The organism is Actinoplanes sp. NPDC051475 (assembly GCF_040689425.1).
In the GTDB taxonomy this organism is placed as follows: domain Bacteria; phylum Actinomycetota; class Actinomycetes; order Mycobacteriales; family Micromonosporaceae; genus Actinoplanes.
The window spans coordinates 44,400-67,502 of sequence record NZ_JBFAZZ010000023.1; the positions used below are offsets into that span (position 1 = coordinate 44,400).

At 68.6% G+C, this 23,103-nt stretch carries 22 protein-coding genes, 1 pseudogene and 1 riboswitch; of the genes and pseudogenes, 11 read left to right on the forward strand and 12 right to left on the reverse strand.

Annotation, left to right across the window (positions count from 1 at the left end):
- Positions 1-37 precede the first annotated feature (37 nt).
- A complete protein-coding gene (gene ahcY, locus AB0368_RS34145; protein ID WP_366158154.1) occupies positions 38-1,498 on the reverse strand; it encodes an adenosylhomocysteinase in 1,461 nt (486 codons plus the stop codon).
- Positions 1,499-1,515: 17 nt separating this feature from the next.
- Positions 1,516-1,596: riboswitch (S-adenosyl-L-homocysteine riboswitch) on the reverse strand.
- 339 nt (positions 1,597-1,935) lie between these two features.
- On the opposite strand from ahcY, the gene AB0368_RS34150 reads away from it, so the two are divergent.
- From AB0368_RS34150 to def, 7 genes are all read left to right on the forward strand, one after another.
- On the forward strand, positions 1,936-2,973 hold the full coding sequence (locus AB0368_RS34150; RefSeq protein ID WP_366158155.1) for a LacI family DNA-binding transcriptional regulator: 1,038 nt from the start codon (positions 1,936-1,938) through the stop codon (positions 2,971-2,973).
- A gap of 80 nt (positions 2,974-3,053) precedes the next feature.
- Positions 3,054-3,383 (forward strand): YciI family protein, encoded by a 330-nt coding sequence (locus AB0368_RS34155; RefSeq protein ID WP_366158156.1) that lies wholly within the window; start codon positions 3,054-3,056, stop codon positions 3,381-3,383.
- Positions 3,380-4,567 (forward strand): DUF6596 domain-containing protein, encoded by a 1,188-nt coding sequence (locus tag AB0368_RS34160; protein WP_366158157.1) that lies wholly within the window; start codon positions 3,380-3,382, stop codon positions 4,565-4,567. The genes AB0368_RS34155 and AB0368_RS34160 overlap by 4 nt, the downstream gene beginning before the upstream one ends.
- A complete protein-coding gene (locus AB0368_RS34165; RefSeq protein ID WP_366158158.1) occupies positions 4,567-5,064 on the forward strand; it encodes a pyridoxamine 5'-phosphate oxidase family protein in 498 nt (165 codons plus the stop codon). Before AB0368_RS34160 ends, AB0368_RS34165 begins: the two co-directional genes overlap by 1 nt.
- Before the next feature lie 335 nt (positions 5,065-5,399).
- Positions 5,400-6,503, forward strand: a complete 1,104-nt coding sequence (locus AB0368_RS34170; RefSeq protein ID WP_366158159.1) for a M48 family metallopeptidase — start codon at positions 5,400-5,402, stop codon at positions 6,501-6,503.
- Between the two features lie 114 nt (positions 6,504-6,617).
- On the forward strand, positions 6,618-7,391 hold the full coding sequence (locus tag AB0368_RS34175) for a sulfite exporter TauE/SafE family protein (RefSeq protein WP_366158160.1): 774 nt from the start codon (positions 6,618-6,620) through the stop codon (positions 7,389-7,391).
- 23 nt (positions 7,392-7,414) lie between these two features.
- Positions 7,415-7,951 (forward strand): peptide deformylase, encoded by a 537-nt coding sequence (gene def / locus AB0368_RS34180; protein WP_366158161.1) that lies wholly within the window; start codon positions 7,415-7,417, stop codon positions 7,949-7,951.
- A 453-nt stretch (positions 7,952-8,404) separates the two neighbouring features.
- On the opposite strand, the gene AB0368_RS34185 is transcribed toward def, so the two are convergent.
- Positions 8,405-9,616 (reverse strand): cytochrome P450, encoded by a 1,212-nt coding sequence (locus AB0368_RS34185; RefSeq protein WP_366158162.1) that lies wholly within the window; start codon positions 9,614-9,616, stop codon positions 8,405-8,407.
- A 461-nt stretch (positions 9,617-10,077) separates the two neighbouring features.
- Here AB0368_RS34185 and AB0368_RS34190 point away from each other — a divergent pair, with 461 nt between their 5' ends.
- Positions 10,078-10,497, forward strand: coding sequence for a helix-turn-helix domain-containing protein (locus AB0368_RS34190; RefSeq protein WP_366158163.1), 420 nt, complete (start codon positions 10,078-10,080; stop codon positions 10,495-10,497).
- On the opposite strand, the gene AB0368_RS34195 is transcribed toward AB0368_RS34190, so the two are convergent.
- The 9 genes from AB0368_RS34195 to AB0368_RS34235 all read right to left on the reverse strand — a co-directional run bounded on the left by AB0368_RS34195 (position 10,491) and on the right by AB0368_RS34235 (position 18,386).
- Positions 10,491-11,867, reverse strand: a complete 1,377-nt coding sequence (locus tag AB0368_RS34195; RefSeq protein WP_366158164.1) for an MAB_1171c family putative transporter — start codon at positions 11,865-11,867, stop codon at positions 10,491-10,493. The two genes, AB0368_RS34190 and AB0368_RS34195, sit on opposite strands and share 7 nt — an antisense overlap.
- Positions 11,864-12,190: a hypothetical protein gene (locus tag AB0368_RS34200; RefSeq protein WP_366158165.1), complete on the reverse strand. Its 327-nt coding sequence runs from the start codon at positions 12,188-12,190 to the stop codon at positions 11,864-11,866. Before AB0368_RS34200 ends, AB0368_RS34195 begins: the two co-directional genes overlap by 4 nt.
- Before the next feature lie 777 nt (positions 12,191-12,967).
- Positions 12,968-14,134, reverse strand: a complete 1,167-nt coding sequence (locus AB0368_RS34205; RefSeq protein ID WP_366158204.1) for a HAMP domain-containing sensor histidine kinase — start codon at positions 14,132-14,134, stop codon at positions 12,968-12,970.
- Positions 14,127-14,825: a response regulator transcription factor gene (locus AB0368_RS34210; protein WP_366158166.1), complete on the reverse strand. Its 699-nt coding sequence runs from the start codon at positions 14,823-14,825 to the stop codon at positions 14,127-14,129. The genes AB0368_RS34205 and AB0368_RS34210 overlap by 8 nt, the downstream gene beginning before the upstream one ends.
- Before the next feature lie 10 nt (positions 14,826-14,835).
- Positions 14,836-15,303 (reverse strand): hypothetical protein, encoded by a 468-nt coding sequence (locus AB0368_RS34215; RefSeq protein WP_366158167.1) that lies wholly within the window; start codon positions 15,301-15,303, stop codon positions 14,836-14,838.
- Positions 15,304-15,311: 8 nt separating this feature from the next.
- Positions 15,312-16,487 carry a molybdopterin-dependent oxidoreductase gene (locus AB0368_RS34220; RefSeq protein WP_366158168.1) on the reverse strand — a complete coding sequence of 392 codons (1,176 nt, stop codon included), beginning with the start codon at positions 16,485-16,487 and terminating at the stop codon, positions 15,312-15,314.
- Positions 16,460-17,110 carry a methyltransferase domain-containing protein gene (locus tag AB0368_RS34225; RefSeq protein WP_366158169.1) on the reverse strand — a complete coding sequence of 217 codons (651 nt, stop codon included), beginning with the start codon at positions 17,108-17,110 and terminating at the stop codon, positions 16,460-16,462. Before AB0368_RS34225 ends, AB0368_RS34220 begins: the two co-directional genes overlap by 28 nt.
- The gene (locus tag AB0368_RS34230; protein ID WP_366158170.1) at positions 17,107-17,721 is read right to left on the reverse strand and encodes a DUF2064 domain-containing protein; all 615 of its coding nucleotides are present in this window, start codon (positions 17,719-17,721) and stop codon (positions 17,107-17,109) included. The genes AB0368_RS34225 and AB0368_RS34230 overlap by 4 nt, the downstream gene beginning before the upstream one ends.
- Positions 17,718-18,386: a glycosyltransferase family 2 protein gene (locus tag AB0368_RS34235; RefSeq protein ID WP_366158171.1), complete on the reverse strand. Its 669-nt coding sequence runs from the start codon at positions 18,384-18,386 to the stop codon at positions 17,718-17,720. Before AB0368_RS34235 ends, AB0368_RS34230 begins: the two co-directional genes overlap by 4 nt.
- A 122-nt stretch (positions 18,387-18,508) precedes the next feature.
- Here AB0368_RS34235 and AB0368_RS34240 point away from each other — a divergent pair.
- Positions 18,509-19,617, forward strand: a pseudogene (locus AB0368_RS34240) (NAD-dependent epimerase/dehydratase family protein); the annotation flags it as partial.
- A gap of 30 nt (positions 19,618-19,647) precedes the next feature.
- Positions 19,648-21,339, forward strand: coding sequence for a hypothetical protein (locus tag AB0368_RS34245; protein ID WP_366158205.1), 1,692 nt, complete (start codon positions 19,648-19,650; stop codon positions 21,337-21,339).
- Between the two features lie 59 nt (positions 21,340-21,398).
- On the opposite strand, the gene AB0368_RS34250 is transcribed toward AB0368_RS34245, so the two are convergent.
- A complete protein-coding gene (locus AB0368_RS34250) occupies positions 21,399-22,142 on the reverse strand; it encodes an alanyl-tRNA editing protein (protein ID WP_366158172.1) in 744 nt (247 codons plus the stop codon).
- Positions 22,143-22,417: 275 nt separating this feature from the next.
- Between AB0368_RS34250 and AB0368_RS34255 the strand changes: the two genes are divergently transcribed.
- Complete coding sequence (locus AB0368_RS34255; RefSeq protein WP_366158173.1) at positions 22,418-23,038, forward strand: L-threonylcarbamoyladenylate synthase; 621 nt, start codon at positions 22,418-22,420, stop codon at positions 23,036-23,038.
- The last annotated feature ends 65 nt before the right edge of the window (positions 23,039-23,103 follow it).

Sequence of the window (23,103 nt, forward strand, 5' to 3'; positions counted from 1 at the left end):
TGGGGCCGCGCCCTGCGGCGCGGCCCCAGCCCGTGGATCAGTAGCGGTAGTGGTCGGGCTTGTACGGTCCCTCGACCGGCACGCCCAGGTACTCCGCCTGCTTCTTGGTCAGCTCGGTGAGCCGGACGCCGAGCGCGTCCAGGTGCAGCCGGGCGACCTTCTCGTCCAGGTGCTTCGGCAGCACGTAGACCTGGTTGTCGTACGCGTCCGGCTTGGTCCAGAGCTCGATCTGCGCGATCACCTGGTTGGTGAAGGAGTTCGACATCACGAAGCTCGGGTGGCCGGTGGCGTTGCCCAGGTTCATCAGGCGGCCCTCGGAGAGCACGATGACCGCGTGCCCGTCCGGGAAGCGCCACTCGTGGACCTGCGGCTTGACCTCGACCTTCTCGATGCCCGGGACCTTGGCGAGGCCGGCCATGTCGATCTCGTCGTCGAAGTGGCCGACGTTGCCGACGATCGCGTTGTGCTTCATCGCGGCCATGTGCTCGACCGTGATGATCTCGGTGCCGCCGGTCGTGGTGATGAAGAGGTCGGCCTCGGAGACCACGTCCTCGATGCGGGCGACCTGCATGCCGTCCATCGCTGCCTGGAGCGCGCAGATCGGGTCGACCTCGGTGACCACGACGCGGGCACCCTGGCCCCGCAGCGTCTCGGCCGAGCCCTTGCCGACGTCGCCGTAGCCGCAGACCACGGCCAGCTTGCCGCCGAGCATGACGTCGGTGGCCCGGTTCAGGCCGTCGACCAGCGAGTGGCGGATGCCGTACTTGTTGTCGAACTTGCTCTTGGTGACCGAGTCGTTGACGTTGATCGCCGGGAAGAGCAGCTCGCCGACCTTGGCGAACTTGTAGAGGCGCGCCACGCCGGTGGTGGTCTCCTCGGTGACGCCACGGACCTCGGCAGCGATCTTGGTGAACCGCCGGCCGTCCGACGCCAGGCTGCGGCGCAGGGTGTCGAGGATGATCGTGTACTCGTGGTTGTCCTCGGCGGTGGTCGCGGGGACCGCGCCGGCCTTCTCGAACTCGACGCCCTTGTGCACCAGCAGGGTGGCGTCGCCGCCGTCGTCGAGGATCATGTTCGGGCCGAGGCCGTCACCGAAGTCGAAGAGCTGCTCGGTGCACCACCAGTACTCCTCCAGCGTCTCGCCCTTCCAGGCGAAGACCGGGGTCCCGGAGGGGGCCTCAACCGTGCCCTCGGGGCCGACGACGATGGCCGCGGCGGCCTCGTCCTGGGTGGAGAAGATGTTGCAGGAGACCCAGCGGACCTGCGCACCGAGCGCGACGAGCGTCTCGATGAGCACGGCGGTCTGGATGGTCATGTGCAGCGAGCCGGCGATCCGCGCGCCGCGCAGCGGCTGCGCGGCCTTGAACTCTTCGCGGATCGACATCAGGCCGGGCATCTCATGCTCGGCGAGACGCATCTGGTGCCGGCCGAAGGCGGCCAGCGACAGGTCCGCCACCGCGAAGTCGATGCCGTTGAGTTGCTGAAGACGGGACGACATGGAGAAGGGCACCCCCTCGTAAGGAGGCGCCCTTGCGACATTGGCCCGCACGCCGAGCGTGGCGGACCGGCAGGTCCGTCGCAGCGCCTCTCGGCAAGGGGCAGCGCCACGTCGGGCGCCCAACTACCATAACGCCGCGATTCCAAGATCGGGAACCCGCTCCGGCGGAGGTCCCGCGTCGCTCCTGCTGATCGCGCAGGGCCTTCTCGAATTGTGACGTGTCCCACTACTCGGCGAGTGCCTGCCGCATCAGCTGCGGTTCGAGCCGGCGCCGTGGAAGAGGGGCCGGGTTGAAGAAGGCGGCGTCGGCCGGGTCGGTGGTCCGCCCGACCAGCTCCGGGAAGTCATCAAGGCAGATGTCTATGCCGTCAGGCTTGGGAGGGAAACAACATCAAACTACCTTGAAAAGACCTCAAAAACCACTCATCGTGTACGGGGTGAAGCACCCGTACCGCATCCGCGAGATCGCCGCCCAGTCCGGCCTCAGCCCGGCCACAGTGGACCGGGTGCTGCACCGGCGCGGCGGCGTCCGGTCGAGCACCGTCCGCGAGGTGGAGCAGGCGATCGCGGACCTCGACCGGCAGCAGTCCCAGCTGCGCGTCGGCGGCCGTACCTTCATGATCGACGTGATCGTGCAGGCCCCGGCGCGGTTCTCCACCGGCGTCCGCGCGGCGCTGGAGGCCGAGGTGCCCGCGATGCGCCCGGCAGTGATCCGTTCCCGGTTCCACCTGCTCGACAGCGCCGGCGTGACCGATCTGGTGGCGGTGCTCGACAAGGTCGGCCGGACCAAGTCGCACGGCGTGATCCTCAAGGCACCGGACGTACCGGAGATCGTGGCCGCCGTCGCCCGGCTGGCCCGGCAGGGCATCCCGGTGGTGACGCTGGTGACCGACCTGCCGACCAGCCCGCGCGCCGCGTACGTCGGCATCGACAACCGCGCGGCCGGCGCCACCGCCGCCTACCTCGTGCAGGAGTGGCTGGCCGAACGCGCCGGCGACGTCCTGGTCGTCCGGGGGCACGGCTCGTTCCGCGGCGAGGACGAGCGGGAGATGGGATTCCGGGCCGAGATGCGCACCCGGGCCGCGGGCCGCCGCATGTTCGAGGTCGTGGACGAGGAGAACCGTCCCGAGGCCGTCCACATCGGAACCCGCGAGGTGCTGGCCGGCAACCCGGCGGTCCGCGCCGTCTACTCCCTGTACGCGGGCGCCGGCGGGAACGCGGCGGTGGTCGACGCCTTCGATCGGGAGAACCGGCGCTACGACGTCTTCGTCGCCCACGACCTGGACGGGGAGAACACCGTCCTGCTGCGCGAGCGCCGGCTCTCCGCGGTGCTCCACCACGACCTGCGGCAGGACCTGCGCCGCGCCTGCCACGTCGTCATGCAGGCGCAAGGTGCGCTGCCCGGACCCGTACGGTCGAACCCGTCGGCGATCCAGGTCATCACCCCGCACAACGCGCCGCCGGCGGAATTCTGAGATTCGCGGTGCGATGCTGTCCGGATCCGCGCCGGCCGTTCGTCACGAGGGTGGATCACCACCGAGGGAAGGACGCTGAGATGAAGTACATGATGTTCGTCTGCACCGACACCGAGCCCGAGACCGACGAGTCGCAGGTGCCCGACATCGAGCAGTGGGTCGCCGAGAACGACGCCGCGGGCCGCCGCGTGGAGGGCAACCAGCTGGTTCCGCCGGCGTCGGCGACCACGGTCCGGGTCCGCGGCGGTGAGCTGCTGCTGTCGGACGGCCCGTTCGCCGAGACCAAGGAGGTGATCGTGGGCTTCGACATTCTCGAGTGCGCCGACCTCGACGAGGCCATCGAGGTGGCCCGCGCCCACCCGATGGCCTGGAACGGCCGGGTCGAGCTGCGGCCGTTCGCTCAGGGATGACCGACGTCGCCATCGCGGTCGCCGCCGCGGGCGTGGAGTCGCGGGCCCGGATCGTCGCAGGACTGATCCGGGTCACCGGCGACTGGCAGCTCGCCGAGGACTGCGCGCAGGAGGCGCTCGCTCTCGCGCTGGAGAAGTGGCCGGCCGAGGGCGTGCCGGCGAATCCCGGCGGCTGGTTGGCGACGGTCGCGCGCAACCGCGCGATCGACGTGCTGCGGCGCGCGACCGTCGAACGCCGCAAGCTGGCGGAGCTGGCGGTGCTCACCTCCGGCGCGGAGCCGGCCCCCGCGTCCGACGACCGGCTCCGGCTGATCTTCACCTGCTGCCACCCCGCGCTATCGCTCGAGGCGCGGGTCGCGCTGACCCTGCGTACCGTCGCGGGCGTGCCGACCGCCGACATCGCGCGCGCCTTCCTCGTCACCGAGCCGACGATGACCCGGCGGCTCACCCGGGCGAAGACCAAGATTGCGCAGGCCGGGATCCCGTACCGGGTGCCGTCCGGGCCGGCGTTGGCCGAGCGGCTGCCCGGCGTGCTCGCGGTGCTGTACCTGCTCTTCACTCGCGGCTACGACGCCGACGGCGAGCCGGCGTTTGCGGGCGAGGCGATCCGGCTTGCCCGGTTGCTCGCCGAGTTGATGCCGGACCAGCCGGAGGTGCGCGCCGTGCTCGCGCTGTTCCTGCTCCAGCATTCGCGCCGGAACGCCCGGCGCGACCGGGACGACAACCTGCTCACCCTGGACCGCCAGGATCGCACCCGCTGGGACCACGACGCGATCGCCGAGGCGCTGTCCCTGCTGCCCGCAGCCACCGGGCCGTACGCCGTGCAGGCCCACATCGCCGCCTGCCACATCGCCGACGTCACCGACTGGCCACGCATCGCCGCCCTCTACGACCGGCTCGTGACGCTGGTGCCGTCGCCCGTCGTCCGGCTCAACAGAGCGGTGGCCCACGGGTACGCGCACGGCCCCGCGGCGGGACTGGCCCTGCTCGCCGAGGCGCGCGCGGCCGGCGGCCTCGACGGCTACCCGCTCACCGTGGCCGCAGAAGCCGACCTGACCGCTCGCGCCGGCGACCGCGAGCGGGCGGTGACCCTGTACGAGCAGGCCGCCGCGGCCGCGCATTCCGACACCGAACGGCGGGCCCTCCTGGCGCGCGCCGAAGAACTCACCGAGGAAGAGGGCTGATGGAACCGATCGTGGACTTCAACGGAGACTTCAGCGAGCCGGGCGCCTCGGCAGTGCCCTGGGCCGACGCGCTCGCCGTGCTGACCGGCTCGGAGATGTTCTGGCTCTCTACGGTACGGCGATCCGGCCGCCCGCACGTCACGCCGCTGCCCGCCGTCTGGGACGAGGGTGTGCTGCACTTCTGCACCGGCGATCAGGAGCAGAAGTCGGCGAACCTGCTGGCCAACCCCGCCTGCGTGCTCACCACCGGCACCAACCGGCTGCACGAGGGGCTGGACGTGGTGGTCGAGGGCACCGCCGTACGCGTGACCGGCCGGGACCGCCTCAGTCACCTGGCCGCGCTGTGGAAGACCAAGCTGGACTGGGACTTCGAGGTCGACGAGGAGGCGTTCCACGACGCGGACGGGCGTACGGCCTGGGTGTTCGGGGTCGCGCCGGACAAGGTGCTGTCGTTCGGCAAGAACCCGTACACCCAGACCCGCTACCGGTTCAGCTGAGCAGGATCTCGCGGAGGCGCTCGGCGCTGCGCCGCACGTCGGCCACCGGGCCCTCGCCGCCCCGTGCCGGCGCAGCGCCGCCGAGACCCGTCATGCCTGTAGAGGATGGGCGCGTTACGCGTTCGTACAAGGCGGCCGATCCATCAAGAACACCTCAGGTTGAGGTTTTGTCCGTTCCTTACCCCTAGGGGGAGCCCCCGTTGCCCCGATCGGCCGAAAGTCGGAGGTGCTTGCGTGCAGTTCCGGCTCGGAGCCGATGCGCGACCCGGGCGCGCGAGGCCAAGCTCTAAGGCCGTAGAGCCTTCACGGGAAGGCGTCGGCCTGGAAGGACCACTATGACGATCGACGACGAGAATCGGCCCGCTCGGCAGCGGGTCACGCTGACCGGCATCAGCTCCCGCGCCTGGGAACACCCCGCCGACCGCGGCGCCCTGACCGCCCTGCGGGAGCTGCGCGGCTTCGACGACGTCGTCAAGGCGTTCTTCGGCATGTGGAACGAACGAGGCTTCCGCCTGGCCTACCTGGCCGGCTCGATCCGGGTCGACCACCGGCAGTACCCGCGCGTCTACGAGCGCTTCACCGAGGCCGCCGCGACGCTCGACGTGGCCGAGCTGCCCGAGCTGTACGTCACCCAGGCCCCGATGATCCACGGCGAGGCGATCGGCATGGACAAGCCGTTCATCGTCATCACCACCGCGGCCGTGGAGAAGCTCGACGACGACGAACTGCGCGCCCTGCTCGGTCACGAGATCGGCCACGTCCGCAGCGGCCACGCCGTCTACAAGACGATCATGGTGATCCTCACCAGGTGGGCGACCAACGTCAGCTGGATCCCGATCGGCGCCATCGCCCTGCGCGCCATCATCGCCGCCATGTACGAGTGGTGGCGCAAGGCCGAGCTGTCCGCCGACCGCGCGGGCCTGCTCGCGGGCCAGGACCCGGCAGCCTCGACGCGCCTGCTGATGAAGCTCGCCGGCGGCGGCGACCTCTCCCAGATCGACACGGCGGCGTTCCTCGAGCAGGCCGCCGAGTACCAGGGCGGCGGCGACCTCCGCGACAGCATCCACAAGATCGGCATGACCGCGTGGAGCAGCCACCCGGTCCCGGTCGCCCGCGCCGCCGAGCTCCGCCGCTGGGTCGACTCCGGCGAGTACGCCCGCGTCCTCACCGGCGAGTACGACCGTCGCGACTCCGACGGCAACGCCTCGGTCACCGCCGACGTGAAGGCCGCGGCGTCGCACTACCGCGAGACGTTCGAGACCTCCCAGGACCCGCTGGTGACGCTGGCACGCCGGGTGACGGGCGGCGCCGCGGACCTCGGGGACTGGGCCGGCACCCAGGCCGGCAAGGCCCGCGACTGGGCGAACACGGCGGCCGGAGCGGCCAGCCGGGCGGCCCGCCGGACGAGCCCGCCGCCCGACGACACCCCCGCTTCCTGATCGTTGCCTCTCGCTGTCCGCTGACCCGATCGCCGCCCGTCGCCACGACCCCCGTTCGAGGCGACGGGCGGCGGTCATTCCCTTGCCCGGCCCGGCTCGGGGGAGACTCGACCGGTGCTTGAGGTTGTCGCCGGTCTTGCGGCCGGGTTGGTCATCGCGCTGCTCACAACTCCCGTCGGGGTGTCCGGGGCGGTGTTCCTGCTGCCCGTACAGCTGAGCGTCCTGGCCGTACCCAATCCGGCCGTGACCCCGACGAACCTGCTCTTCAACGTCGTCTCCGGCCCGGGAGCCCTGCTCCGGTACGGCCGCCGCGGCGCACTCGCGGGCCCGCTCACCCGGCTGATGCTCTGCGGCACCGTGCCCGGCGTGGTCGTCGGCGCGCTCCTGCGCGTGTACGCCGTGCCGGGGCCGCGCGCCTTCCGGCTCATCGTGGCGGTGTTCCTGCTGCCGCTGGGCGTGTGGCTCTGTGTCCGTACCGTCAGAAGCGGGGTGCCGACCGGCACAAGGCCGAGCCCCCGCAGCGTGACCCTGCTGTCCCTGGCGGTCGGCGTCGTGGGCGGGATCTACGGCATCGGCGGCGGCTCCCTCCTCGGCCCGATCCTGGTCGGCCGCGGCATGCCGGTCGCGGTCGTCGGACCGGCCGCCCTCGCATCGACCTTCGTGACGTCGATCGTGGGCGCCGGCACCTTCGCACTCCTCGCGCTCGGCGCGGACGGCGCCATCGCACCGCACTGGCTGGTCGGCCTCTCGTGCGGCGCCGGCGGGCTGATCGGCGGCTACCTGGGCGCCCGCCTGCAACCACGCCTGCCGGAGAAAGGACTGCGGCTGCTCCTCGGCGCGCTGGCCACGGGCATCGGCGTCCTGTACCTCGTGCAAGGTTCGGCCTGAACGACCTTCGTACTATTGACGGCGTGCAGACCCGTGCCGGAACCCCACGACCGATCACGCGCTACGGCAACCCCGTACTCCACCGCCGCTGCGCCGACGTCACGGTCTTCGACGACGACCTCCAGCAACTGATCGCCGACATGTTCGCCAGCATGGCGGCGGCGGACGGCGTGGGCCTGGCGGCGAACCAGATCGGCGTCGATGCCCGGGTCTTCGTGGTCGACTGCCCCGACGACACCGGCAACCACGTCGTCGCCCACGTGGTGAACCCGGTCCTCGACCCGCCCCAGGACCGAGGCCTGGAAGTCGATAGCGAAGGCTGCCTGTCGGTCCCGGGCGTCCGCGCCGACGTGGGCCGCCCGGCGACGGCCTCGGTGGTCGGCGTCGACATGCACGGCAATGCGGTCCGGATCGACGGTACGGGCCTGTTGGCGCGCTGCCTGCAACACGAAACCGACCACCTGGACGGGCTGCTGTACGTCGACCGGTTGCCGGCGAAGAAGCGGAAGAAGATGCTCACCGAGAGCGCGGACGCCCCGAGCGTCGGCGTTACCGAGTAACGCCGCGTCGCCTTGCCGCCATCGCCGCCCTCGTGCCGGCGCTGCCTGTCTCGCCCGCGTCCCGCTTTCGTCCCCCTCTTCGTTTCCCTCTTTGTCGGGCGGCCCCTGTCTTGTGGCCGTCGTCGTTGGGGTGGCCGCGCTTGTCGCTGCTGCTGTCGTCGTGGCGGGTTGCGCGCCGGCCGGGGCTTTCCGCACCGATCGCCTCGGCCAACCGGCTGGCCTGGGGTGACGCAGTGGCCGACCCCGGCACCGGATCCGCCGAGTCAACCCCTGCTGACCGGCGGGTGAGTATGCCGTTTCGGCCGGTCACTCATGATCGCCGGTACGGATGGACAACAACCGCCACGGTCGATACTCTTTCCCACGACGCCGTTGCGAGTTCTTCCCCCGTGGAATTCGCAGCGGCGCTCCTATTTCCGGTCCCGGAGCCTTCACCCGCGGCCATTCCCGCCCTCAGCCGACGCTGATCGGCAGCCTCGTGTAGCCACGGATCGCCAGGCTGTCCCGGCGCTCCGGCGCCGCCGCGAAATCGAGCTTCGGGAAGCGGTCGACCAACGCCGGAAGCGCGATCTGCGCCTCCAGGCGGGCCAGCGGCGCACCCAGGCAGTAGTGGATGCCGCCGCCGAACGACAGGGGCGCGTTGTCGGCGCGGGTGAGATCCAGCCGGTCCGGTTCCGGGAACCGTTCCGGGTCGCGGTTGCCGGCACCCAGGTACGCCACGACGCGCTCACCTCCCGACACGGGTACGCCCGCCACCTCGACGTCGTCCCATGTCACCCGGCTGATGAGTTGCACCGGGGTGTCGTACCGGAGAAGCTCCTCGACCGCGCTCGGCGCGAGGCCCGGATCGGTGCGCAACAGGGTGAGCTGCTCGGGGTTGCGCAGCAGCGCGACCACGCTGTTGGCCAGCAGGTTCGTCGTGGTCTCGAAGCCGGCGGCGAAGAGCAAAGCGGCCATCGTGAGCAACTCGTCCTCGGTGAGCTTCTCGCCGTCGTCCTCGGCGGCGACCAGCGCGCTGATCAGGTCGTCGGCGGGCTTCCGGCGCCGCTCGGCGGTGAGGCCGGCGAGATACTCCCGGATCGTCGCCGCGGCGGGGTCGGCCGACTTCAGCACGTCCGAGTCGACGAGCTCCAGAACCCGCGTCCAGTCCCGGACAAGCCCCTGGAACTGGGCGCGGTCCGGCTCCGGGATCCCCAGCAGCTCACCGATGACGTTGACCGGAAGCGGGAAGGCGAACGCCTCGACGAAATCCACATCGCCGGTCATGCCATCGAGCAGTTCGCCGACCATCTCGGTGATGCGCGGCTGCAACGCCTGCACCCGCCGCGCCGTGAACGACGAACTGACCAGGCGGCGCAGGCGGGTGTGGTCCGGCGGGTTGGTGACCAGAAGGCTCGTGAAAAGTTGTCGCAGAGCGGGGTGGTCCTGCCACCCCGGACTCACGAAATCGATCATGTGCGGCGGCATATGACCGAGCCGGGAATCGCGAGTGACCGCCACACAATCGACATGCCGAGTGATCACGAGAGCACCGTCGTCCGCGCGCACGATCGGTGAGATCTCCCGAAGCCGGCGATAACGCGGGTACGGATCCTCGCGCCCGGTCATCCGCGTCAACTCGTCGAGCAGCGTCGATACCTCTGAACTCTCCACGATGGCCGTCATGATGCCGAGCCTACCGGCGGCTTGAGTGACCGTCGTCCATGGTTTACGCTCAGCCTCAGTGTCATCAACGTGAGTTTATGGTCGTCGGTGGTGCCCAGCATCGGGGGATGTGCAGCCAATGGTTGCTCATGGGCATCAATGTGGCGGCCGGCCTGGTCGGTACGATCCCTTCGTTCGCGTGATTGTTCGTCCAGCACCGCGTTTGCCCGGCACCTCGTTCGCCCAGTGCCTCGTTCGTCCGGGCGGCAGTTTCGTCCGGGCGGCTTCATCGTTCCAGCGGCTGTTTCGTTCCAGCGGCTGGTTCGTCGGGTGGCTCCTTCGTCCCAACGGCGACGCAGTGCTCGCGGATTGCGTTCCGGATGCCGCGAAGGTTCGTATCAGCGCACAGCACGCACGAGGGCAACCGATGTCCCCGTGCGGGCCGAGGAAGAGCCGCCGGATCCGGCGAGGAGGGGGACGGCATGCCCCGTGAGTTCTCCATCGCCGAGAAGCTGGACCGGCTGTTCACCCAGGTCCGCGCCGCCGGCCAGGGCGAGATCAGCTATATGGCCGTCGCCGAGGCGATCCGTGCCGAGCAGGGGATTCAGATTTCCCACACGTACATCTGGCAGCTCCGGACCGGCCGCCGCGACAACCCGACGGTTCAGCACTTGAAGGGCCTGGCGGGGTTTTTCGGGGTTCCGGTCGCTTACTTTCTGGACGACGACGAGGCCCGGAAGATCGACGGCCAGCTGCAGCTGCTGCGGACTCTGAAGGACGCACAGGTCACTGAGATCGCTCTGCGGGCGGCGGACGTGTCGCCGAGCAGCCGCGACACGATAGGGGAGCTGGTGCGGAAGGTGTGGGAGCTGGAACGCGACCGCGCCAAGGACGGTCACTGACCGGCGATGTGGTCCGAAGGGTCGCCTCGCGCGGACGCGCATGCGTGACCGGCGAACCGGCGCGGCTCCTTGCGACGGAAGGCGGCGCTGACCGCACTGAGCCAGGAAACCTCGTCGGTCAACGCTCGCTCATCGGACGGCTCCGAGCCGCTTCCAGGAGACGTGCTCATGTCGGACCACCGGCCGCTCGTCGCGGCGGGGGCGCCGGCCCGATGCCGTTGCAACGCCAGGGCGATGCCGCATGCCTCGATCAGCGCCGCATCGGAAGCGGCTGACTTCGATGCTGTGCTGGGGTCGCCGCAGGCCTGAACCAGCGCCGCGACGAAGTGGGCTGACTTCGGTGCTGTGGTCGGGTTGCCATCGTCCTTGATAAGCGCTGCGTCCGCGCCGGAAGCAGCTGACTCCGGTGTTATGACGGGGTTGGCGAGGAAGGTGCGGGCGTCGTCCAGCGCGTCGGCCGGGAGGTAGTCGCGGAGCGCCAGCATGCCGTCGCGGATCTCGATCACCCGGCGGTAGAGCCGCAGGTGCACGTCGTCCAATCCGGCCAACTCCACCAGGGCGCGTCGCCGGGAGAAGAGGATGATCTCGGGGAACGTGCGGCGGATCACCCGCCATAGTGGACGGAGCGCCCACAGGGATCGATACGACCGTACGATCGAGCGAATCTTGCCTGTCGCGGGGACCGCGGCGCCGATCACGGCCAGGATCGTCCCTGTCGTGCGGAGCCCGTTGGCGGTCGGCTCGATCGGCTCGACGTCGATGGTGACACCGAAGGCGTGCACGACGATCAGGGCTGTCTTGAGCGTCGCGTACACCGCCATGATCAGCGTGCCCACGGTGATGACTCGCAGCCCATTGCGGAGGAGACCGGCGGACGCCGAACGGCTGACCCGCCAGAACAGCACGCCCGCGATGGCGAGCACCGTACCCAGGTAGCCGTTCAACGTCACCCAGTACGCCGCTGCTGACGGGGCTGTGGCCGTACTCATGAGATCTGTGCCCTTGGTCTTGATGCCTCCCGGGGTGATCATGATCAGTGTGAGCAGCACCGCCGCGACGACAACGGCGAGCAGCAGCTGGTAGCGAGCCGCCCGCGGTCGTGACGAGTAGTAGTCGGTGATGAGCGAGATGAAGCGCAGCAGGAAGAATGCGGTCGCCACGCCGATCAGGTGGGGGATGACCTGGGGTTGAGTGGCGACATCGCGGAGCTGGGCGTTCACTCCAGGGGTTGCGATCGTCTTGGCCAGCGCGAGCGTGCAGAGGGTCGCCCAGATGGCGCGCTGCTGGGCATCGCGCCACAGGGTAGGAAACCGGACCAGCACCGTGGCCCACAACAGTGTCAGCAGGGCGCCGGTGAGTACGCCGTTCAAGGACGGAACTTCAGCACTTCGGCGACACGACCCAGCGTGCCGCCGGGCAGATCGGCCCTCCGGTCCTGTGCGGCCCGCGCGCGGATCAGCGAGGCGAGCATCTCCGCCTCCCGCTCCTGGGCAGTCGTGTAACTGACTCGACCCAAAATCTTCTCAACGGTACGGGGATTGAGGTCTGGTACGAGCCGAGCAACCGCGGCATTGCCCAGATCGAGCTCGGTCGTGTGACCGCTCAACATGTGGCCGAGTTCGTGCAGGACGATGTGTTCGGCATGCAGCCGGGAGGTGTCCGGATCGTAGAACACGTAGTCGGCGGCGGGCACGGATATCCACAGTCCACAGGGGGCGCCGGAGGCTAGACCGAGCAGCGGCTGAAGCGTGAGCGGGCGTCCTCGGTGGGTGGCCACTGTGGCGCAGAATGCATCGAGGTCGAAGGGTTGGGGGATGGGCACCCCGTCGAGGTGTCGTTCGCAGCGCCTGCGGAGCCGACTCACCCGATCCCCCCGGTCTCGGTCCACCGGCCCGCAAGGCTACCCGCAATTTCACGCTCCGGACACAATTGCTGCTGCTGGGTGATGGCCCGCGTTCGTGGGGCATCTGCAGGCGGAGGCAGGATGCGGGCTTCCGGCCGCGAGCGTCATGCCCCGATCTCGGCGGTGAAGCGCAATGGTCACCCATGGGATGCGAGCTCGGCGGCCGGGGGGTTGGCTTCCGCGTGTACGAGTTCGTCATTCTGAGCCTATGCGGTCACGCGTGCGAGAGTTCGTCGTGCTGAGCCTGTGCAGTCAACTGTGGGCGGGGGCGATAGACAGGCGAGGCGGAGACGGCGACTACCACGACGACGAAGCCGGGCCGCGGTGTCCGGCCGCGGTGCCCGGTCGCGGTGCCCGGTCGCGGTGCCCGGCGGCGGTGCCCGGCGGCGGTGCCCGGCCACGGCGGGATCTGGCACCAGGGCTGCCGATAGGGCGGAGATCCGCCCTCCTGGCTTGGGCCGAACCAGCGCGTCGTGCCCTTGGCCGCTACCGGGCTCAGCAGGCGATGGACTCCCGGGAGGCAACGTTAGTGGTGTCCGCCAGGCTGAGTGGGAAGGCGGCCAAAGCTCAGGTGGTCGCGGCCGACCTGCGTGGGGCTTCCGCATTCCCGTGAGGGGTTGCTGCATCGCGTCCCTTGGCGCGGTGTGACGCGAACCGCCTCGGATCGCCCGGGCCTACGGCGGCCGGCCTCGATGGATCTTGCCCGGACGTCTGTGGGGGCGACACGGGCAGGCGCACCTCGAACCGGCACCCGACCGCGGTGTTGTCTACATGCACCCTCCCGCCATGCGCCTCCACCAGGCCGCGGACGATGGCCAGGCCGAGCCCGCCGCCGAATGTGTCCTCCTGCGGCTGCGGAGTCCGGGCGCTCTCGCCTCGGAATGCCACGTCGAAAACCCGGGGAAGGTCTGCTTCTGGTATGCCGCCGCAGTTATCGGAGACCGCCAGCCATACCTCTCCCTGTTCGGTCCCAGCATCGACCTGTACAAATCCGTGCGGCGGCGTGTATCGCACGCTGTTGACGAGGAGATTGGCGATCACCCGGGTGAGCTCCGGCTCGCCGGCCGTGATGACCGGCCAGTCCCCATCACGGGCGATCATGCGGACGCCCCGGCGCGCCGCGAGTGGGGCAGTGGTCGCGATGGCGTCCGACACCACGTCGCCGAGAGGCACGCTGGCAAAGGCGAGATGCAGAGTGCCGGCGTTGATACGGGACAGCTCGAAGAGGTCGTCCACGAGGTGACTCATGCGTTCCGTCTCGATGCGGATGCGGCGGTGATAGTCGGCGACAGTCGCCGGATCACTGACGACGTTGTCTTCGAGGGCCTCGGCCATTGCCCGCAGCCCCGCGAGAGGCGTGCGAAGGTCGTGGGAGACCCATGCGACGAGTTCCCGGCGGCTCGCCTCCACCTGTCGCTCCCGCTCGCGGGCCTGCACGGACCATACGGAGGCAGCGGCGAGGCGCCGGCCGAACGTGGTGCCGACCGCGAGGCTCACGGTTGCGGAGGCGAACACGGTGATCAGCACGACCTGCAGGTCGTGTGCCGACAAGAACATGGCGCGCGCGACCGCCGCGACACCGGCGACTACGGAGGCGACCGTGATCGTCAGCATGACGCAGATGTGCATGATGATCGATCGGTTGCGCAGGATCCGCAGTGACACCTCGCCGATGAGCCCTACCGCGGCGCCAGCGGCCAGCGCGTACACACCGATCAGCACTAGATCACGCATGGTCGTTGCCCACTCGCTCGAATCGGTAACCCGCGCCGTACGAAGTGATGATCCGCTTCGGCGAATCGGCCTCTGGCTGGATCTTGGAGCGCAGACGAGCCATGGCGGTGGTGACTGTGCCTGTCTCACCCACCGACCAGCCCCAGACCCTTTCGAGGAGTTGCTGGTGGGTCCAGGTCCGGCCGGCATGGTTCAGCAGGAAGACGAGCAGGTCGAACTCGCCCTTCGTCAGCTTGACAGGCGCGCCGGCCATGGTCACCGACCGCCGGGAGGTGTCGATGACCAGGTCACCATCGGCGAGCAGGGGCTGGTGTTTGTCCGGATGGCCGGCGCGACGAAGGATCGAGCGGATCCGGAGAGTCAGCTCGCGCGGTGAGAACGGCTTGGTGACGTAGTCATCAGCACCGACCTCCAGGCCGAGCACGCGATCGGGCTCCTCACCCAGCGCCGTCAGCATGACCACGGGCAGATTAGGTGCGGTCCGGCGTAAGCGGCGGCACACCTCGATCCCGTCGATACCGGGCATCATCAGGTCGAGGACGACGAGGTCCGGCATGTCGGCCGACGCGGCTTTGAGGGCAGCCTCCCCGTCGTGGACGAGCCGGACCCGGCAGCCGTCCTGTTCCAGGTAGCGGCGGACGACATCGCTGACGGTCGGATCGTCGTCGACGACGAGTACGTCATGGGTCACGGCAATGACGCTACCCATCGGAAGGGCTCTGAGGGGTCGTCCGCATTCTTACGATCTTCTGACGATCGCGTCGCCGCCACAGCTCTCGGCGGCGGGCGCCGAGTCGCCGGATGGCCAGGAGTACGAGAGTGGTCGTCCAAATCGCGACCAAAATGATCGCGAGTCCTTTCCCGTACGGCAACGGCAGTACCGATGGATTGTCCGGACTTCGCCCGTAGCCGAGAACGAACGGCAGAGCGACCAGCGTGACGACGAGGCTCACGACCATTGCCGCCCGGATCAAGGGGGGCGCACGGGTCAGCAGCGCACCAACCCCGATGACCAGCGGCATCAAGACCCCGTCGTGCAGGACCAGCGCAATGCCGAGAAACAGGAGAACGCCACCGATCTTGAGATCAGAATCGGTGAGTGCTCCGAAGAGCGCGTACACCATGGCAAGCGCGCCCGCCGCGATCAATAGGCCCCGTGCTGTACCCATGCCTCTGTTCATGACGCCTCGCCCGTATTGCGGATGGTGATTCGCCCGATCCACTTGGTCTGGAGCACGCCAGGTCGATTCGGGGCAATGAGTCGAGCGGGATAGCCGTGGTCGAGGTGCAGCGCAGCGCCGTTGAGCTTGAGAGCTATCAGTGTCAGGCCATCCCTGAGATGCGACGGCGGCACGGTGGACGCCCGGTAGCGGCCCGCGCGCTCGAGCGACTCGACCTCTGCAGATGCGCCATCCGGATCGGCTCCGACGAGTGCGGCCAGATCTCGGAGACGTACGCCGCTCCAAGTGCCGGAGGCACTCCAACCTTCGACGCAGGCGATGGGCAAGATCACGGTGTGTTGCCCCAGAGCCGCAAGGCCGGCGAGGGAAAGACTGATCTCGCGTCTGGGGCCGGCCACCACCAACCGATATGACGGATCGAGAGCCTGTGCGCCGACAGCGGCACCGGCGGCCGTCTTGTTAACCGGAAGACCCTGCGGACCGGTGGTCGCTCGCCGGGGAGCAAGCAGGGAAACGCGAGCCAAGGGGCTGAAGGTTTGTCCGACCGTGGCCACCGTGATCACGCCGGCCGCGGCTGCGACCGTGGTGAGCAGCCCACGACGGCTGAGGCCCGCTTTGTGATCAATGACGTCCGAGCGGACGAGGGAACCGCGGGCAATCCCTAGCTTCACGCCGATGTGGGTGAGCAGTGCACCGATCGTCAGCCACGCCACCCAGTAGTGACCGACGGTGAAGAAGTAGGGCAGTGCGCCGTACCAGCGAGAAATGTTGATGACGCCGCCCACGACCTGGAACAGAGCGCCGGCCACCAACGCCGCGATGCTCGCGCGTTCGATGGCGTGCCCAACGGACCGCAAGGGAGGCCGCTCGAAGAGCCGTGGGTAGACCGACCACAGCTTCGCGCCGAGCAGTGGCGTGCAAGCGAGTCCCGTCGCCACATGGAGTCCCTGCGTGAATCGGTAGAGCCCGACGGGGCGCGAGGGCCAGGAAAACCACGCGGGTGGATGCTGAATGAGGTGGCTGACCAGTCCGGTGAGAAAGCAGGTCATGAACGCGACGCCGAGAGCACCACCGAGTTGACTCGTCAGACGCGTCGAGCGGAGTTGCGAGTCGAAGGCCTGGGGGCGCGCCAGGTCAGGAAGCCTCAGTTCTTTGCCAAGGACACGAACCATCGTCCTGCCTCCCGCCACGTGTCCACTGGACGTAGCGCCGCCGGCCCGGCGAAGGTCACAAGGTCATCCGCGGCCACTTCTGCCCAGCGGAAGGACGCGGCCGGGCGATCGTTGGGGCCGCGTACGGTTGCCCGCCCCGCCCAGCTCCGTACGCCCGGAGGCGAAAGCTCGACGTGCACTCGACCGGTCGTATCCACCAGGTCATGGCATCGCTGCAAAAGCGCGCAGGGATCACCTCCGATACCCACGTTCCCGTCGGCGAGCAGAACGTCCTGCCACCTCCCGTGGCCAGGCAAGGGATGGAAGACATCGCGGCGGAGTACGACCGCACCGCGCCGGCGAGCTATGCGCACCGCCGTACTGCTGATGTCCACCCCCAGGGCCGGACCGCCGAGGCGATTGAGAGCGACGGTCAAGCGGCCGGGGCCACACCCGACGTCAAGCGTCGGGCCGGAACAGCGGGCGAGCAGACCCGCGTCGCCCGGCAGGTGGTCGGTGTACCAGTCCGCCGCGTCGATCATCCGTTCCGCACCGAAAGCGTTTCGGAGAATCAGCTCAGCCCCGCGGTGCTCCTCTGCCGCTCGTAGCGCGTCGTCATAGTGGCTCAAGACCTCGGCACTCATGCCGTCATCCCCTCGACGGTGCTTCTGAACCGGCCGCGGACCGAGCACATCTGGGCGACGGCGCGAGCATCGGGAGCCGTGTCGACGTCGCGTAGCACCGGAAGGAGGGCCACCCGAAGCCCACGGTCTCGTAGGGCGACAAGGGTCTGCTTACCCGTCTGAGGGGTGGAGGTCGCAATAGAACGCAGCACCGAGGCGTCGCCCGCTTTGCGGAGCCCCAGCGCCCACCAGCCCCCGTCCTCGGCGAGGCCCAGCGTGGCGTCTGCGGCAGTCAGATCGGCCGCTCGGGCCAATAGCTCCGTGGTCAGCTGCGGTGTGTCCATGCCGACCAGCACGGTGGGTGGACCCGCTGTGTCGGCGAATGCGTTGGCCAGGCGATCCTCCAGTGAACTGCCGCGCTGAGGCAGCCTCTTCCAACCGGCTGGGGCAGGGAGGTCGCCATCAACCACCAGCGTCCGACGAGTCGCGGGCGCACTCGACACCGTGGCGATCGTGTCAGAAACGGCGGCAGCGGCTACGTCAGCGGCCTGCTCGAAAGTCCAAGGAGGGCAGAGCCGAGTCTTGACGCGTCCCGGCACGGGAGTCTTGGCGAGAACCAGAAACTGGGTCATTGGGTCAACACCGCCCGCATGTCGCGGATGGCCCGTGCCGTGCCTCGAAAGCTGCCGGTGACCTTCGACTTCGTCCCCACGGTCCGCGGAAGGTAAGCCACGTCGAGCTCAGTGACTCGCCATCCCGCCCGTCCGGCTGCCACAAGCAGCTCCAAGGGATATCCGAATCGGCGGTCGCGCAGGCCGAGGCCCAGCAGGTCGGCGCGCCGGGCGGCACGGATGGGGCCGATGTCGTGGACGGACAGGCCGGTCGTCCGGCGCACGCTGCGGGCGAGTATCGCGTTCCCGGCGCGCGCATGCGCCGGCCATGAGTTCCAAGTCGTCGGTCGACGCCGGCCCACTACGAGGTCAGCGACGTCCTCGCGGACAAGATCCGCAAATCGCGTCAGCTCGCAGGGGTCGAAGGAGCCGTCGGCGTCCATCACGCACACCACGTCGTCGGCCGGATCGGCAGCAATCAGCCCAGCGTGCACCGCGGCGCCGTAACCGGGCTGTGGCACAGACACGACCCGAGCGCCGTGTGCACGAGCGATGTCGGCCGACCCGTCGGTGGAGCCGTTGTCGACCACGATCGCGCGGAAGCCGACCGGCAGCCGCGCAAGCAACCACGGGAGGGCGGGGGCCTCGTTCAGGCAGGGCAACACGACATCGGTCATACACGGCAAGTTATCGAGGGATGGGCTGGATAACCCTTACAAACTACTGACGAATCTGCACTTCTTACGAACCTCTGACGGTCCGACGAAATGCTTCCCGATCAACCATCGGCCGACATACGGTCGACGTCGTGACCCACGTGCTCGTAACCGGCGGCGCCGGTTTCATCGGAACCCATGTGACAACTGCCCTCGTGGCTGCGGGATATTCCGTGTCTGTCATGGACAGCGGGCATCCGGCTGCACATAGAAGCCCGATTCCGCGGGTTGTCGCGAATTCGCCGGTCATGGTGTCGGATGTGCGTGACCGGGAAGCCGTCGCTCGTGCACTAAGCGGAGTGGACGTGGTCGTGCATCAAGCAGCGATGGTCGGAATGGGTTTGGACCTCGACGACCTTCCGGAGTACGTCGGCAATAACGACCTGGGCACCGCAGTCCTGTTGGCGGAGATGGCTCGAGCCGGTGTTGGTCGCCTCGTGCTGGCCAGCTCCATGGTCGTCTACGGGGAAGGTGCCTACAAATGTCCTGAGCATGGGGCCCAGCGACCAGCTCCGCGCCGTCGGTCTGACCTCGTTGCCGGCAACTTCGAGCCCACATGTGAGCTTTGTGGTGCGGGTCTCGTGTCGTCGCTGGTCGGGGAGGATGCGCCGCTTGAGCCGCGCAGCGTTTATGCCGCGACCAAGCTCGCTCAGGAGCACCTTGCGGCGGCTTGGGCGCGGCAGGCAGGCGGATCTGTGGTCGCGCTTCGCTACCACAACGTGTATGGGCCGGGAATGCCGCGAGATACGCCGTACAGCGGCGTGGCAGCGATCTTTCGGTCGGCATTGGAGGGAGGGCACGCGCCGCGTGTCTTCGAAGATGGTCGTCAACGACGGGACTTCGTGCATGTCGCAGATGTGGCGCGGGCGAATGTCGCGGCCGTGAAGGCGGACGTCGAGGGCATGGTCGCCTACAACATCGCTTCCGGCCGGCCCGCAACGGTCGGCGACATGGCAACGGCGCTGTCGGATGCGATGGATGGGCCGCCACCGGTCGTGACGGGCGAGTTCCGGCTCGGGGATGTTCGGCATGTTGTTGCATCGCCGCGAAGGGCGGCTCAAGAGCTGGGGTTTCATGCTCAGGTCGACTTAGCAGCAGGCATGGCCGATTTCGTGCGCGCCGCACTACGTCGATGAACATCAAGCCGGAGCCGGATCTCGCGCCGGATCTCGCGCTGAAGCCGCTGCTTGAAACGCTGCCCCAGCATGAGCGGCCGCCGGGGCCGGCTCTCATGTCACAGCTCGCGTTGGAGTCGCAGCCTCAGACTCGGCTCCAGGCTGAGCGGCTGCAAAGCCGTGTGCCGGAGACCGGGTCCGCAGGTGGTCGCTGGTACGGGCTAAGCGGATCGCTGGTGCTTGAGGGCGGCTGGCGGTTGTGCCGCAAAGACGCCGTTGCCGGAGCCTCCGCTCTGTTGCTAGTTGTCATGGCTGCTGTAGTCGGCGGCCTGCTCTATCTCGCCGGTCGGCCCGTGCAGGCCAGCGCCGCGCCCTTCTACGCGCATTGGCTTCCACATGTCGGGCCAGGAACGCCGCTAGCGGTTGCTGTCGCTGCACTGGTGATTTGGAAGGGCCCCCTGTTCGCCGCGCGGATGTCGTGGCGTTCGCTTCTGCCTGCTGGTTACCTCGCGGCAGTCACCTGGACGTTGGGCCTCGCGTTGGTGGACGGCTGGAAGACCGGCCTGGCTACGCGGCTTACCACGACGCCCGAGTATCTCCATGAGGTGCCCGGGGTTACTGATGTGGCATTGGCAATTCGGACTTTCGCGGGGCGCATTCTCGATTTCCAGCCGGACTCTTGGACGACCCACGTAGCCGGCCATCCACCGGGGGCGTTACTGATATTCGTCTGGCTGGACCGGATAGGACTGGGTGGCGGGGGATGGGCCGCTCTGGTGTGCGTGTTGGTCGGGGCCTTGGCGGCGATCGCCGTCCCGGAGACGTTGCGCCTGATGGGTGACGCCGATGCTGGGCGGGTGGCAGTTCCGTTCGCCGTTCTCTTTCCCGGTGCTATTTGGATCGGCGCCTCCGCGGACGGGCTGTTCGCGGGAGTTGCGGCCGTCGGGATCATGCTGCTCGCGAAGGGGCAGCGGAGATGGGCTGTGGTCGGAGGTGGACTTCTTGCGTTCGCGGTCTACCTCTCCTACGGGTTGGTGCTGTTGGCCCCGATCGTTCTCGTCGTGCTGGTTCAGCGACGCGCTTGGTGGTCCATGGGCGTTGCTGCGCTCAGCGGGGCGGTTGTCGTAGCAGCGTTCACTGCTTCGGGATTTTGGTGGCTTGATGGGTACCACCTGGTCGTTGAGCGGTACTACCAGGGGCTGGCCAGTGTGCGGCCGTACGGCTATTGGGTCTGGGCGAATTTGGCTGCTCTTGTAGGGAGCGGCGGCCCTGCCCTGGCGGCCGTTCTCCGCCGCGGGGTACCAGAGATAGTCACGCGGTGGCGGGCGGTGCGTCATGTGGTGGTGCAACGGGGGTTGCGGCTGGCGGTGCCTGGTCGGGCGCCGCGAACGGCGGCCGCCCGGCGGGTGAAAATCCGACAGGCGTGGTTGCAGCGGTCGCAGTTGGGTGGGGCGCAGATGCAGCAGGCGCAGGTGCGACGGGGGGGACCAAAGCAGACGGCGACTATTCCGCTAAGTCAGCGGCCAGGTCCACAGCCAGCATCGGCAACTCTCTCTAAGGCGCGATCCGCACGAACGCGCCATCCACCAGTTGCGACATGGCTTCTGCCTTTGGCGGCCGCCTCGGCCATCCTGCTCGCCGACATTTCAGGACTCAGCAAGGCGGAAACGGAGCGGATCTGGCTTCCATTCGCAGTGTGGTTCACCGCCGGCGCAGCCTTGCTGCCCGCGCAAGGCCGACGTTCTTGGCTCGCCATCCAGGCGGCGACAGCGCTAATCATCAACCACCTGCTCCTGACGAGTTGGTAGCGATGGCAGCACACCAGCGGGCAGAACGCGCAAGAACGTCGACCGCGAGGCGGTGGTGCTCAGACCAGCCGGATGCGTACGCGCCGGTTCTGGCGGCCCTTGCTCTCGACCTTGACCACCTGCACGCGCCCGACCTGGGCCGTCGATGCGACGTGCGTACCGCCGTCGGCCTGGACGTCGAGGCCGACGATGTCCACGACCCGGATCTCCGGATTCTCCAACGGAGGAAGCGCGTCCTGGGTGCGGACCAAGTCCGGGATTCGAAGGGCCTCCTCGCGCGGCAGGACGCGTGCGACGATCTTGCGGTCGGCGGCGATCTCGGCGTTCACGGCGTCCTCGAGGGCTTGTTTGAAGCCCTGGGGCACCTCGGGCAGGTTGAAGTCCATGCGGGCCTCGCCCGGCTGCATGTTGCCGCCGGTGACGAGAGCGCCGAAGTCGCGGAACACCGTGCCACAGAGGATGTGCAGCCCGGAGTGCGTACGCATGAGCGTGCTGCGGCGTTCGTCATCGATCGCACCACGAACGCTGGTGCCTGCTGGCGGGATCGGGTCGCCGGGGGCCGGGATCAGGTACAGGTCGTCGCCCTTGCGGGTGTCGACGATGCGGGTCTGGACGCCGGCCCAGAGGAGGACGCCGTGGTCCGGGGGCTGGCCGCCACCGCCCGGATAGAACGCTGACCGGTCGAGGACTACGCCGGCGTCCGGGTCGGCGGGATCGGACCATACGACGGTGCAGTCCCATTCGCGGATCGTCGGGTCGACCCAGTCGAGGCGATGCGTGTGCCCGTGGTGCTCGGAAGCCATGGGCGCAGAGTAGCGCTGAGAGCCGGCCATTTCCCGCACCTCGAGGTGGGTGTAGGGGGTCCCGCCGGAAGGGTCGATGGTCGCGCCGAGGAGCCCCGCCGAGGAGCCCCTGAGGAGCCGGCCGAGGAGGGTCCCCAGGAGAGCCCTGCCGACGAGCCCCGCCGACGAGCCGACCGAAGGTCCCCATCGAGGAGCCCCCGAGGAGCACAGCCGAGGGGTCCGCCGTACTCCTGTCGTTGATCGACGACTTCGGGGTGGCGCTCTAGGCTTTCCGGATGGCCAAGTACTTCGACGTGCACCCGGACAACCCGCAGCCTCGGGCCATTGCGCAGATCGGCGGGATTCTGCGCGACGATGGGCTGATCGCGTACCCGACCGACTCCTGCTATGCGCTCGGCTGCCGTATCGGCAACGCCTCCGGCATCGATCGGATCCGGGACATCCGGCATCTGGGCAGCGGTCACCACTTCACACTGGTGTGCCGGGACTTCGCCCAGCTCGGTCAGTTCGTGCAGATCAACAATGCTGTCTTCCGTACGGTCAAAGCGGCGACACCGGGCAGTTACACCTTCATCCTGCCTGCGACCCGCGAGGTGCCGCGCCGGTTGTTGCATCCGAAGAAGAAGACCGTCGGGGTTCGGATTCCCGAGAACACCGTGACGCAGGCGATCTTGGCGGAGCTCGGGGAGCCGCTGTTGTCGAGCACCCTGCTGCTTCCCGACGAGGAGGAGCCACTCACCCAGGGATGGGAGATCAAGGAGCGGCTGGATCACGTCGTCGACGCGGTCATCGACTCCGGGGAGTGCGGCACCGTGCCGACCACCGTTATCGACCTTTCCGAGGGGACTCCGGAGATCCTTCGGGTCGGTGCCGGCGACCCGTCGCGCTTCGAATAGGGCGACCGACGGGTAAGGGGACCGTCGCGCCTCGAATAAAGGCGACCCAACGCGTAAGGGGACTC

What these genes read in the sequence shown, in the direction of transcription:
- AB0368_RS34215 (WP_366158167.1), bottom strand. Translation starts at nt 15,303, where the DNA reads ATGGGTACAGCACGGGGCCTATTGATCGCGGCGGGCGCGCTTGCCATG.
- AB0368_RS34205 (WP_366158204.1), bottom strand. Translation starts at nt 14,134, where the DNA reads ATGCGTGATCTAGTGCTGATCGGTGTGTACGCGCTGGCCGCTGGCGCC.
- AB0368_RS34225 (WP_366158169.1), bottom strand. Translation starts at nt 17,110, where the DNA reads ATGAGTGCCGAGGTCTTGAGCCACTATGACGACGCGCTACGAGCGGCA.
- AB0368_RS34155 (WP_366158156.1), top strand. Translation starts at nt 3,054, where the DNA reads ATGAAGTACATGATGTTCGTCTGCACCGACACCGAGCCCGAGACCGAC.
- AB0368_RS34170 (WP_366158159.1), top strand. Translation starts at nt 5,400, where the DNA reads ATGACGATCGACGACGAGAATCGGCCCGCTCGGCAGCGGGTCACGCTG.
- AB0368_RS34245 (WP_366158205.1), top strand. Translation starts at nt 19,648, where the DNA reads ATGTCACAGCTCGCGTTGGAGTCGCAGCCTCAGACTCGGCTCCAGGCT.
- ahcY (WP_366158154.1), bottom strand. Translation starts at nt 1,498, where the DNA reads ATGTCGTCCCGTCTTCAGCAACTCAACGGCATCGACTTCGCGGTGGCG.
- AB0368_RS34165 (WP_366158158.1), top strand. Translation starts at nt 4,567, where the DNA reads ATGGAACCGATCGTGGACTTCAACGGAGACTTCAGCGAGCCGGGCGCC.
- AB0368_RS34185 (WP_366158162.1), bottom strand. Translation starts at nt 9,616, where the DNA reads ATGACGGCCATCGTGGAGAGTTCAGAGGTATCGACGCTGCTCGACGAG.
- AB0368_RS34160 (WP_366158157.1), top strand. Translation starts at nt 3,380, where the DNA reads ATGACCGACGTCGCCATCGCGGTCGCCGCCGCGGGCGTGGAGTCGCGG.
- AB0368_RS34190 (WP_366158163.1), top strand. Translation starts at nt 10,078, where the DNA reads ATGCCCCGTGAGTTCTCCATCGCCGAGAAGCTGGACCGGCTGTTCACC.
- AB0368_RS34230 (WP_366158170.1), bottom strand. Translation starts at nt 17,721, where the DNA reads ATGACCCAGTTTCTGGTTCTCGCCAAGACTCCCGTGCCGGGACGCGTC.
- AB0368_RS34250 (WP_366158172.1), bottom strand. Translation starts at nt 22,142, where the DNA reads ATGGCTTCCGAGCACCACGGGCACACGCATCGCCTCGACTGGGTCGAC.
- AB0368_RS34220 (WP_366158168.1), bottom strand. Translation starts at nt 16,487, where the DNA reads ATGGTTCGTGTCCTTGGCAAAGAACTGAGGCTTCCTGACCTGGCGCGC.
- AB0368_RS34255 (WP_366158173.1), top strand. Translation starts at nt 22,418, where the DNA reads ATGGCCAAGTACTTCGACGTGCACCCGGACAACCCGCAGCCTCGGGCC.